This window comes from Streptococcus mitis, assembly GCF_003942765.1.
In the GTDB taxonomy this organism is placed as follows: domain Bacteria; phylum Bacillota; class Bacilli; order Lactobacillales; family Streptococcaceae; genus Streptococcus; species Streptococcus mitis_BE.
This window is the reverse complement of the sequence record NZ_RJNW01000002.1, coordinates 43,223-55,285: the sequence shown is the minus strand read 5'-3', so window position 1 is coordinate 55,285 and position 12,063 is coordinate 43,223. Positions and strand designations below refer to the sequence as shown.

The 12,063-nt window shown below is 38.8% G+C and carries 12 protein-coding genes and 1 pseudogene; 3 read left to right on the top strand and 10 right to left on the bottom strand.

What is annotated here, in order from left to right:
• Positions 1-8: 8 nt before the first annotated feature.
• The 8 genes from D8849_RS04075 to D8849_RS04040 form a co-directional block, all read right to left on the bottom strand.
• Positions 9-1,157, bottom strand: coding sequence for an SH3 domain-containing protein (locus tag D8849_RS04075; RefSeq protein WP_125386282.1), 1,149 nt, complete (start codon positions 1,155-1,157; stop codon positions 9-11).
• 88 nt (positions 1,158-1,245) lie between these two features.
• A complete protein-coding gene (locus D8849_RS04070) occupies positions 1,246-1,512 on the bottom strand; it encodes a Veg family protein (protein ID WP_001278169.1) in 267 nt (88 codons plus the stop codon).
• A 1-nt stretch (position 1,513) separates the two neighbouring features.
• The gene (gene dnaB / locus D8849_RS04065) at positions 1,514-2,866 is read right to left on the bottom strand and encodes a replicative DNA helicase (RefSeq protein WP_125386281.1); all 1,353 of its coding nucleotides are present in this window, start codon (positions 2,864-2,866) and stop codon (positions 1,514-1,516) included.
• 43 nt (positions 2,867-2,909) lie between these two features.
• Positions 2,910-3,362, bottom strand: a complete 453-nt coding sequence (rplI, locus tag D8849_RS04060; RefSeq protein ID WP_000864214.1) for a 50S ribosomal protein L9 — start codon at positions 3,360-3,362, stop codon at positions 2,910-2,912.
• On the bottom strand, positions 3,359-5,332 hold the full coding sequence (locus D8849_RS04055) for a DHH family phosphoesterase (RefSeq protein ID WP_125386280.1): 1,974 nt from the start codon (positions 5,330-5,332) through the stop codon (positions 3,359-3,361). Before D8849_RS04055 ends, rplI begins: the two co-directional genes overlap by 4 nt.
• Before the next feature lie 134 nt (positions 5,333-5,466).
• The gene (gene hpf, locus D8849_RS04050; protein WP_004255322.1) at positions 5,467-6,015 is read right to left on the bottom strand and encodes a ribosome hibernation-promoting factor, HPF/YfiA family; all 549 of its coding nucleotides are present in this window, start codon (positions 6,013-6,015) and stop codon (positions 5,467-5,469) included.
• 79 nt (positions 6,016-6,094) lie between these two features.
• On the bottom strand, positions 6,095-6,757 hold the full coding sequence (locus D8849_RS04045) for a ComF family protein (RefSeq protein ID WP_125386279.1): 663 nt from the start codon (positions 6,755-6,757) through the stop codon (positions 6,095-6,097).
• On the bottom strand, positions 6,754-8,052 hold the full coding sequence (locus D8849_RS04040; RefSeq protein ID WP_125386278.1) for an ATP-dependent helicase ComFA: 1,299 nt from the start codon (positions 8,050-8,052) through the stop codon (positions 6,754-6,756). The genes D8849_RS04045 and D8849_RS04040 overlap by 4 nt, the downstream gene beginning before the upstream one ends.
• Before the next feature lie 56 nt (positions 8,053-8,108).
• Between D8849_RS04040 and D8849_RS04035 the strand changes: the two genes are divergently transcribed.
• From D8849_RS04035 to cysK, 3 genes and pseudogenes are all read left to right on the top strand, one after another.
• On the top strand, positions 8,109-8,744 hold the full coding sequence (locus tag D8849_RS04035; RefSeq protein ID WP_125386277.1) for a YigZ family protein: 636 nt from the start codon (positions 8,109-8,111) through the stop codon (positions 8,742-8,744).
• 90 nt (positions 8,745-8,834) lie between these two features.
• Positions 8,835-8,921: pseudogene (locus D8849_RS10625) on the top strand (PH domain-containing protein); the annotation flags it as partial.
• Between the two features lie 96 nt (positions 8,922-9,017).
• Positions 9,018-9,944, top strand: coding sequence for a cysteine synthase A (gene cysK, locus D8849_RS04025; RefSeq protein ID WP_000029880.1), 927 nt, complete (start codon positions 9,018-9,020; stop codon positions 9,942-9,944).
• A 121-nt stretch (positions 9,945-10,065) separates the two neighbouring features.
• On the opposite strand, the gene tsf is transcribed toward cysK, so the two are convergent.
• Positions 10,066-11,106 (bottom strand): translation elongation factor Ts, encoded by a 1,041-nt coding sequence (tsf, locus tag D8849_RS04020; protein WP_000808071.1) that lies wholly within the window; start codon positions 11,104-11,106, stop codon positions 10,066-10,068.
• Between the two features lie 78 nt (positions 11,107-11,184).
• Positions 11,185-11,964, bottom strand: a complete 780-nt coding sequence (gene rpsB / locus D8849_RS04015) for a 30S ribosomal protein S2 (RefSeq protein WP_000268459.1) — start codon at positions 11,962-11,964, stop codon at positions 11,185-11,187.
• Positions 11,965-12,063: the final 99 nt, after the last annotated feature.

Here is a 12,063-nt window from a genome sequence, read left to right as displayed (position 1 = left end):
TTTTTAGTTTATTTTTCTTTAATCCACTCACCATTATGATTTACAGTATAACCGTCTACTATTGTATTAACAGCTAACTCACCTGAAGAGTAAGAATAATACCACTTACCAGAAACTTGATACCAGCCCGTTTTCATTGCCCCTGAGTCATCTAGATAATACCAAAATCCTTTCTCCTGTAACCAGCCTGTCTGCATTTCACCAGATGATTTCAAATAATACCAGGTAGAACCATCTTTCAGCCATCCCGTCGCCTTAGAATCATCTGATTTGAAATAATACCAACTACCATTTATTTTCTTCCAACCCACAGTCAATCCATTATTTGAACCATGATTAGATTTATTTACTGATTGATTTTGTGACGAAGTCACTCCCTCCAACTGAATATAACGTCGACTCCCGCTATAAGAAATATAACTCAACCACTTGTAACCATCCTTTTCTATCACCTGATCATAATGAACACTCTCACCTGGAGAATAATATGCAAGTGGAGTTGCATTCAATAATGGTTGATCTTTAATAGGAGTCTCCACCTTAAAATAATGAGTTCCTCTCATCAAAGATGACGATTGACTGGTCACAACATGATTGCTTGTCGAATCTTTTGAACTGCTTGGGACTTCTTTAGAATTGCTTGATAAATCTTTAAAATGAATAAAACCGGTCATCTTGTTTGCTTTTACAATTCGTTTATTATAATTACCTTTATAATCATAGTTATATTCCTCAATTTCTATATTATCTCCCATCACATTTGAAACCCAAGCAACATGGCCATAACCTCCTGCAGTAGACCAAGCAATAGATCCGATAGCTGGTGTATTATCTACACGATAACCTTCACGACGAGCACGATAACCCCATTCACCAGCATTACCATAAGCTCCTGGAAGCTCAAAACCATTTACTCCACTCAAGCGAAAAGCAGCAAATGAAGTACACTGACGAGAATACATCCTCCACTTATCAATACTCTGACTCCCATTTTTATAATAAGCAGGATAATCATCTCCACGAGCATAAGAACTGTTTGCATGAACACTTTCTCCAGCCGACAACATCAGCCCTACTACTAAAAAAGGAACAACCTTTTTAACTGACTTTCTAATAGAAAACCTTGTCTCTGCTACTTTAAATGGTGAAATTTTCATTCTTCCTCCTTGAAAAATAATATAAATCGAAGATTCCCTTCACTTAAACTATTCGGAGAAAAAAGAAAAAGTGAGAAAATTTCTCACTTTAGTCAAGATAATGAATCAAATTCTTTTCTGTAAGGATATCTGAGTAAGTAAAGGATTCAACGTAAACATTAGCTTGTTTATCTCCTTCAACGTTCCCAAATTCAACGATAAATAGGGATGGATAAACCTCAATTAGCTTACCCAATCTATTTTTTTGGCGCTTACGACCATTCTCCAAAGTCATTTCTACGACTTGTCCCTCATGTGCCTTAATTTCTTCTTTGATTTTTTTCATCTTGGCTACATCTGTAAATGCATCTGACATCTTATGCCTCCCTCTTTGAGATACTTGAAAATTTATTGTATTCTTTTTGGAAAATTAATTCCACCGTTCCACGAGCTCCACTACGGTTTTTCTCGATAATAACTTCTACCTTATTATTTGGTATACCTTCCTCTTCTTCACCACCACGCTCATAGTAATCTTCGCGATAAAGAAAGGCAACGATATCAGCGTCCTGCTCAATAGACCCAGATTCACGAATATCAGACAATACTGGTCTCTTATCCTGACGTTGTTCTACACCACGAGAAAGCTGACTTAGAGCGATTACTGGAACCTTCAGTTCCTTAGCTAAAATTTTCAACTGACGTGAAATTTCTGAAACCTCTTGTTGACGATTTTCTCGACCAGTTCCCGTGATAAGCTGCAAATAGTCTATCAAAATCAAACCAAGATTTCCAGTTTCTTGAGCTAATTTACGTGAACGAGAACGAATCTCTGTAATCCGAATCCCTGGTGTATCATCGATATAGATACTCGCGTTGGCTAGGTTCCCTTGAGCAATGGTATATTTTTGCCATTCCTCATCAGTCAATTGACCCGTACGGATAGAATGCGATTCCACTAAACCTTCTGCCGCTAACATACGATCGACTAGACTTTCCGCACCCATTTCGAGTGAAAAAATAGCAACCGTCTTGTCCAACTTAGTCCCAATATTCTGAGCAATATTCAAGGCAAAGGCTGTCTTACCAACCGCCGGACGAGCTGCTAAGATAATCAACTCCTCCTCATGAAGTCCAGTCGTCATATGATCCAAATCACGATAACCTGTCGCAATACCTGTAATATCAGTCGTTTGTTGAGAGCGAACTTCCAGATTTCCAAAGTTAATATTCAGCACATCTCGAATATTCTTAAATCCACTTCGATTAGCATTTTCGCTGACATCAATCAGTCCTTTTTCTGCCTGAGCAATGATTTCATCAGCTGGTTGAGAAGCCTCGTAAGCTTGATTGACAGACTCTGTCAACTTAGAGATTAATCGCCGTAACATAGCTTTTTCTGCAACGATTTTAGCATAATACTCTGCATTAGCAGAAGTTGGCACAGAATTGACAATCTCAACCAAGTAAGACAGGCCACCAATATTCTGCAAATCACCTTGATTATCAAGAATGGTACGAACTGTTGTTGCATCTATAGCATCGCCACGATCGGATAAATCGACCATAGCTTGGAAAATCAAACGATGGGCATACTTAAAAAAGTCCCGAGACTCAATATATTCTCGCACAAAAACAAGCTTACTCTCGTCAATAAAGATAGCCCCCAAAACGGATTGCTCAGCTAAGATATCTTGAGGTTGTACTCGTAACTCTTCTACTTCTGCCATCAGACTTCCCTTCCTTTTACAATCTTGTCAAGAAAGTGTAAATTTACCCTTCTTTCACACGAAGATTGATTACACTTGTGATATCTTGATAGATTTTCACTGGTACATCAATCAAACCAACTGCTCTAATCGGAGCTTGTACTTGAATATGACGTTTATCAATCTTAATTCCAAATTGCTTTTGCAATTCTTCTGCAATTTTCTTATTAGTAATAGAACCAAAGGTACGGCCATCTGGACCAACTTTTTCAACAAATTCTACAACCGTTTCTTCTGCTTCTAGTTGGGCTTTAATTGCTTTTGCTTCTGCAATCATCTCAGCGTGAGCTTTTTCTTCAGATTTTTGTTTACCACGAAGCTCACCTACAGCTTGAGCAGTCGCTTCTTTGGCTAGATTCTTTTTGATAAGAAAGTTTTGTGCATACCCTGTTGGTACTTCCTTAATTTCGCCTTTTTTACCTTTTCCTTTGACATCTGCTAAAAAGATTACTTTCATTCTTCTTTCTCCTTTTCCTTTATTTCATTTAATACAATTTCTGTCAGTTTTTCACCTGCTTCTGACAAGGTTGAATCCTTAATTTGAGCTGCTGCCAAATTAAAGTGGCCTCCACCTCCCAGCTCTTCCATAATCCGTTGTACATTCAGCTTACTACGACTGCGAGCTGAGATAGAGATAAATCCTTGTGTATTCTTCGCAAGAACAAAACTCGCTTCAATGCCCGACATAGCTAACATGGCATCTGCTGCCTTACTAATAACAACTGTATCATAGCATTTCGAGTCCTTAGCCTCTGCTATCAGTACATCTGAACCTAATTTACGTCCCTGTAAAATCAGTTCATTGACCTCACGATATTCTTCAAAATCCGTCGCAGCCATTTCCTGGATAGCAATACTATCGCTTCCGCGCGTTCTGAGATAGCTAGCAACATCAAATGTCCGACTAGTCACTCGTGAGGTGAAATTTTTAGTATCCAACATCATACCAGCCATTAAAACACTTGCTTGCATACGACTCAAACGATTTTTCTTAGAATTCTGGAACTGAATCAATTCTGTTACCAACTCACTGGCACTGCTTGCACCACTTTCAATATAAGTAATAACTGCATTATCTGGGAAATCCTGATCCCTTCGATGGTGGTCAATGACTATGGTTTGGGTAAATAAATCATAAAAATCTTTTGATAAAGTTAAAGCTGTCTTTGAATGGTCTACAAGAATCAACAAAGAACGATTGGTCACCATCCCCATTGCGTCCTTAACAGACAACAACTTTGTAACTCCTTCTTTTTCTAAGAATGAAACAGCTCGTTCAATATCCGGCGACATTTGTTCTTCATCATAAATAGCATAGCTATTTTGAGTCATATTGCTGGCAAACAACTGCATACCTACAGCAGAGCCAAGAGCATCCATATCTAGATTTTTGTGACCAACTACAAAAACCTGATCCACACTACGAATCTTATCTGAAATAGCCGTCATCATAGCACGCGTACGAGTCCTTGTACGCTTGATTGAGGCAGCAGATCCACCACCAAAATAAACTGGATTTTTCGTTTCGTCATTCTCCTTGACAACCACTTGGTCGCCACCACGCACTTCAGCCAAGTTCAAGTTGAGCAATGCAACTTTCCCTATCTCATCATGATTTCCATCACCATAAGAAAATCCCATACTTAAGGTCAAGGGCAACTGTCTCTGTTTCGCCTCTTCTCTGAATGCATCAATAACAGAAAATTTATCATTCATCAAGCCCTCAAGCACCGTGTAGTCCGTAAATAGATAAAAGCGGTCCATACTCACTCGACGAGAGAACATGGCATGCTTCCCAGCAAATTCTGAAACAAAATTGGCTACAAAACTATTGATATGACTGATATCAGACTCCGATGTTTCATCTTCTAAGTCATCATAGTTGTCAACGGAGACAATCCCAATAACAGGTCTACTCGTAACTAACTCAACAGTCGCTTCGTATTCTCCAGACACATCAAAGAAGTAAAGAACTCCAGACACCTTGTCCATATGAACCGAATAGCGGGTCTCACCCAAGGTAGCATAAGAACCTGGATTCCCTACCGATGCCTTGATAATTGTTTGAATTAATGCCACATCAATCTCGCCCACTTCATTAGTCAAAATCAATTCAGCATAAGGATTAAACCATTCAACTTCACCTGACGATAAGTCTAATTTAATAACTCCGACAGGCATCTGTTCTAACAAGGTTGTCAAACTTTCTTCAGCTTGGTGGTTTACATACTGGATTTGTTCTACTTCACTCCTTGAGTAGTAGTCTCTCTGATGGATGAATAGTAAAATATATGAACCCAAAATAAGTAGCAAAAGAAATAGCGTTACCAGTGTATTCGTTACAAAAACAAGTTGCACAGATAGCACTCCGAACGCCACTATTCCTAATATTAAGGGGAAAATAGGACTTACATAAAATTTTTTCATTCCAAACCTCTTGGCACCCATTATACCATAATAACCACCAAAAAGCGACTTTTTAAAAGTGTAATCAGTAATTCTATCAATTATAAGAAAAAGGAGGTTTACAATTTAGTAAACCTCCTTTACACATATTGAAATTAAGATTCTTTAACTTCTAACAAGCCAATCTCGCCATCTTCACGACGATAAATCACATTGGTTGTCTGATCTTCAACATCCACATAGATAAAGAAATCATGTCCCAACAAATCCATCTGTAGAATAGCTTCTTCCAAATCCATTGGTTTTAAATCAATTTGTTTTGAGCGAACAACTCTTGATTGGACAACATTTGTATCTTCCACCAAAGCATCTGTAAATAATTGACTAGTTGCTACCTTGTTTTTATTTTTACGCTCGATTTTTGTTTTATTTTTACGAATCTGACGTTCAATTTTATCAGTTACAAGGTCAATTGAGCCATACATATCTTGAGACACATCTTCTGCACGAAGAGTAATTGATCCAAGTGGAATCGTTACCTCCACTTTAGCAGTTTTTTCACGATACACCTTCAAGTTAACTCGAGCATCCAACTCTTGTTCAGCTTGAAAATACTTTTCGATCTTTTCGAGTTTAGAAACTACATAATCACGAATTGCTTCTGTTACTTCTAGGTTTTCACCACGGATACTATATTTAATCATATGAGTACCTTCTTTCTAAACATTTTTGTTTTTCTGATTTCATTATAACGCTTTCATTTTATTTTTGCAAATTTTTTCCTCATCTTACAAGGGAAAATGTTTTTACATCCTCAGCACCAGCTTCTTCCAACAATTTCTTCACACGATTTATAGTTGTTCCAGTAGTATAGATATCATCTATAAGTAGGATTTTTTTAGAAATAGTGACTCCACTTTTGACAAAGAAAGGAAGTTCTGTTGCCAAGCGTTCTGAACGATTTTTAGAAGAACTGGCCCGCTCTTCTCTCTTCTCTAGTAAGTCTTGAAAAGAGAACCCTGCTGCTTCAACTAAACCTTCAACCTGGTTAAATCCCCTCTCGAGCAATCTTTCAGGACTTAGGGGAATTACAACAAATTGATACTCTTTGTACTTTTTTAACTCCTCACTTAAAACTGAAGCAAAAACTTTTCTTAAAAGGAAGTCTCCATCAAACTTATACCGACTGAAAAAATCCTTCATAGCTTGATTGTAAGTAAAAATCGCTCTATGACTGACCTCAACTCCTTCTTTACACCAAAATTGACAATCTTGACACTTCGTTGACAAACCTGTTTTCATACAGTTTGAACAGTTCTCTTCTCCAATCCTCTCAAAAGTAGAATCACAATCTAAACAAAGACAGGAGACATCATTCCTCAGAAGTAAGAGACTACTAAAAGTTAAAACAGCCTTCATAGTCTGCCCGCACAATAAACACTTCATAGCCCCGCCTCCTTATTCATCTGCTGAATTTCCATAATTGCCTTCTTGATTGAAGCATTTAACCCATCATGGAAGAAAAGCAAATCTCCTGTCGGTCTGTCCATACTCCGACCGACACGTCCTCCAATCTGTATTAAACTAGACTTGGTGAACAGACGATGATTGGCCTCTACTACGAAAACATCTACACAAGGGAAGGTAACTCCACGCTCCAATATTGTCGTACTGATAAGTATTGTCAGTTCTCCTTCTCGAAAAGCTTGTACCTGCTCTAATCGATTTTCTGTGATAGAAGACACAAAACCAATTTTCTCATGCGGAAATTCCTTCTGTAAGACTTCTTTTAATTGCTCCCCTCTCTTAATTTCTGATGCAAAAATGAGTAAAGGATAAGCTGTCTTTCTCTGCTTCTCAATATAAGACTTTAGCTTTGGTGACAACCGACTTTTCTCTAAACAGTGATTAAAATCGAATAACCAGACAGGTTTAGGAATAATCAAAGGATTTCCATGAAATCGTCTTGGCAAACTTAATCGTTTTAATTCTCCGATGCGAACCTTCCTATCTAACTCATCTGTAGAAGTTGCTGTTAAAAAGATTCTCAATCCATTCTCCTTTACACTATTCTTGACAGCATGGTAAAGCATGGGATTGTCAACATAAGGAAAGGCATCTACTTCATCCACTATCAGCAAATCAAAAGCTTGATAAAACTTCAATAACTGATGGATCGTCGCAACAACTAGTGGTGTTCGAAAATACGGCTCTGATTCTCCGTGTAGTAAAGATATCTCGCAAGCAAAATCATCTTGCAGGCGCTTGTACAGCTCCAAACAAACATCTATGCGAGGACTAGCCAAGCATACTGCACCACCCGCATTGATCACTTTAGCTACTACTTGATAAATCATTTCTGTCTTTCCAGCTCCTGTTACAGCGTGAACCAAGGTTGGCTCCCGCTTGTCTACTGCTCGAATCAGTCCCTCTGATACCTTCTCTTGAAAAGGGGTTAATTGACCACGCCATTTAAGAACATCTTGCTTCAGAAAATCCTCCTGCGGAAAATAGTATAAAGCTTGATCACTCCTGACTCGATTCATCAGTAAACACTCCCTACAATAGTAAGCACCGATGGGCAAATACCATTCATCTAAAATAGCACTATCACAACGTTGACAGAAAAGTTTCCCTTTCTCCTTTCTCATTGCTGGAAGTTTCTCCGCCAACTGACGTTCCTCTTTAGTTAATTCATTCTCAGTAAACAAACGACCGAGATAATTTGGATTTACTTTCATACTTCTTTATTCGTAAAAACCTAGCGCTTTAGATGATTTTTTAGTACAATTAAATCATGGAATTTAGAACAATTAAAGAGGACGGACAAGTCCAAGAAGAAATCAAAAAATCCCGCTTTATCTGTCATGCCAAGCGTGTTTATAGCGAAGAAGAGGCTCGTGACTTCATTACTGCCATCAAGAAAGAGCACTACAAAGCTACGCACAACTGCTCTGCCTTCATTATTGGAGAACGTAGTGAAATCAAACGGACAAGTGATGATGGTGAGCCTAGTGGTACTGCTGGCGTTCCCATGCTTGGGGTACTAGAAAATCACAATCTTACTAATGTCTGTGTGGTAGTGACACGCTACTTTGGTGGCATTAAACTAGGCGCTGGAGGATTGATTCGTGCTTACGCTGGCAGTGTTGCCTTAGCTATCAAAGAAATTGGCATCATTGAAATAAAGGAACAAGCTGGCATTGCTATTCAAATGTCTTACGCTCAGTACCAAGAGTATAGCAACTTTCTTAAGGAACATGATCTTACGGAACTTGAGACAAACTTTACAGATCAAGTAGATACGATGATTTATGTTAATAAAGAAGAAAAAGAAAATATTAAAGCTGCACTGGTAGAGTTTTTTCATGGAAAAGTTATCTTAACTGATCAAGGTTTACGAGAAGTTGAAGTTCCTGTAAACCTAGTGTAAATAATAGATAATACAGTGTTTCACTGATATTTTCACCGCTACTTTAATTAGCAACATAAAAAGATGCTTGCCAAGACCTACTAGAACAAAAAGAAAACAGATAGCGTTCTCCTTTACACCTATTTATTAGAATTAGCCTATCACAATCGCTTGAAAATTAACGGCTTAGACCTGTGATATAAAAAAATCCTATCACTTCGATAGGATTTCTATATTTTACAAATGGTATAGATAGCGTTATACTAGAAATATCTTATACAAAGAGGTATTCATATGTCTATTTATAACAACATTACTGAATTAATCGGTCAAACTCCGATTGTTAAACTCAACAACATCGTGCCAGAAGGGGCTGCGGACGTCTATGTAAAACTTGAAGCATTTAACCCTGGTTCTTCTGTAAAAGACCGTATTGCTCTTAGCATGATTGAAAAAGCTGAACAAGACGGTATTCTGAAACCTGGTTCTACTATTGTTGAAGCAACAAGTGGAAACACTGGTATTGGACTTTCATGGGTAGGGGCTGCTAAAGGGTATAAAGTTGTTATCGTTATGCCTGAAACTATGAGTGTGGAACGACGTAAGATTATCCAAGCCTATGGTGCTGAACTCGTCCTTACTCCTGGTAGCGAAGGAATGAAAGGTGCTATTGCTAAGGCTCAAGAAATCGCTGCTGAACGTGATGGTTTCCTTCCTCTTCAATTTGACAACCCAGCAAATCCAGAAGTACACGAAAGAACAACAGGAGCTGAAATACTAGCTGCTTTCGGTAAAGATGGACTAGATGCCTTTGTTGCTGGAGTGGGTACCGGTGGAACGATTTCTGGTGTTTCTCATGCACTCAAATCAGCAAATTCTAACATTCAAGTTTTTGCAGTAGAGGCAGACGAATCTGCTATTCTATCTGGTGAAAAACCTGGACCACACAAAATTCAAGGTATCTCAGCTGGATTTATTCCTGATACACTTGATACAAATGCCTATGATGGTATTGTTCGTGTAACATCAGACGATGCACTAGCACTCGGCCGTGAGATTGGTGGAAAAGAAGGATTCCTTGTTGGTATTTCTTCAGCTGCAGCTATCTACGGAGCCATCGAGGTTGCCAAGAAATTAGGTACAGGTAAAAAAGTTCTTGCTCTAGCACCAGATAACGGTGAACGTTATCTCTCTACAGCACTCTATGAATTTGAAGTGTAGTCTCCTAAATACACTTAGCCCTTATTATAGGGCTTTTTATTTATACCTTAAAAATAGGAACATCTCCCTATAAAGATCGACTGCATAGAAAAAAGGAAGCAATTTGGCTTCCTTTTTATTATTAGTTATTCAAGGCTGCTGCCATTGTAGCTGCAACTTCAGCTTCAAAGTCGTTTGCAGCTTTCTCGATACCTTCACCAACTTCAAAGCGAGCGAACTCAACTACTGAAGCGTTAACTGATTCAAGGTATGCTTCAACTGTCTTGCTGTCATCCATGATGTAAACTTGTGCAAGAAGTGTGTAAGCTTGGTCAACTTTAGTGTTGTCAAGCATGAAGCGATCCATTTTACCTGGGATAATTTTGTCCCAGATTTTTTCTGGTTTGCCTTCTGCAGCCAACTCAGCTTTGATGTCAGCTTCAGCTTGAGCAATCACTTCATCAGTCAATTGAGATTTTGATCCATACTTCAAGTGTGGAAGAGCTGGTTTGTTAACCATTGCACGGCTTTCGTTATCTTGGTCGATAACGTGGTTCAATTGTGCCAACTCATCTTTAACGAATTGTTCATCCAATTCTTTGTAAGAAAGAACTGTTGGTTTCATCGCTGCGATGTGCATTGACAATTGTTTAGCAAGTGCTTCGTCTCCACCTTCAACAACTGAAATAACACCGATACGTCCACCGTTATGTTGGTATGCTCCAAAGTGTTGTGCATCTGTTTTTTCAATCAATGCAAAGCGACGGAATGAGATTTTTTCTCCGATAGTTGCTGTTGCAGATACGTATGCAGCTTCAAGAGTTTCACCTGAAGGCATTGTCAAAGCAAGAGCTTCTTCATTGTTAGCAGGTTTTCCTTCAGCAATAACTTTAGCTGTAGTATTTACCAGTTCAACGAATTGAGCGTTTTTCGCAACGAAGTCAGTTTCAGCATTTACTTCAATAACTGCTGCAACATTACCGTTAACATAAACACCAGTCAAACCTTCTGCAGCAACACGGTCAGCTTTCTTAGCTGCCTTAGCCATACCTTTTTCACGAAGCAATTCAATCGCTTTTTCGATGTCACCGTCTGTTTCTACAAGCGCTTTTTTAGCGTCCATAACTCCGGCACCAGATTTTTCACGCAACTCTTTTACAAGTTTAGCTGTAATTTCTGCCATTTTGATTCTCCTATATTTTTTAAAAATAGGAGAGCCGGGCTAAGCCCCGCCCTCCTAGGTAATTACTATTTATATGAATTAAGCGTTGTCGCCTTCTACAACTTCAACGATTTCTTCGATTGAATCTGCTTGAGCTTCTGAAGCTGCAAATTCTGCTTCAACTGCTGCTGCATCTTCACCTTGACGTCCTTCAATGATAGCGTCAGCCAATTTAGCTGTGATCAATTTAACAGCGCGGATAGCGTCATCGTTAGCTGGGATGATTACATCGATATCATCTGGATCAGTGTTTGTGTCAACCATCGCTACAACTGGGATTCCTAATTTTTTAGCTTCTTTAACAGCGATTTGCTCTTTATGTGGGTCAACTACGTACATCACATCTGGAATACGAGGCATATCTTCGATACCACCCAAGAATTTTTCAAGACGTGCACGTTGTTTGTTAAGAAGTGCAACTTCTTTCTTAGGAAGAACTTCGAAAGTTCCATCTTCTTCCATACGTTTGATTTCTTTCAAACGAGCGATACGTTTTTGGATTGTTCCCCAGTTTGTAAGAGTTCCACCCAACCAACGGTGGTTGATGAAGTATTGACCTGAACGTACTGCTTCTTCAGCAACTGCATCAGCTGCTTGTTTCTTAGTACCAACAAACAATACAACTGCATCGTTAGCTGCTGCATCACGCATGAAATCGTAAGCTTGGTCAGCGTATTTTACAGTTTGTTGTAAGTCGATAACGTGAATTCCATTACGCTCAGTGAAGATGTACTTAGCCATCTTAGGGTTCCAGCGACGAGTTTGGTGACCAAAGTGTACACCAGCCTCAAGAAGTTGTTTCATTGAAATTACTGCCATGAGTATTTCTCCTTTTTGTTTTTTTCCTCTTCTTGACTTCAACTCGCAAAACGACCCAAGGGCAACTGTTTCACAATTCATCAAGAATGAGTATTATCG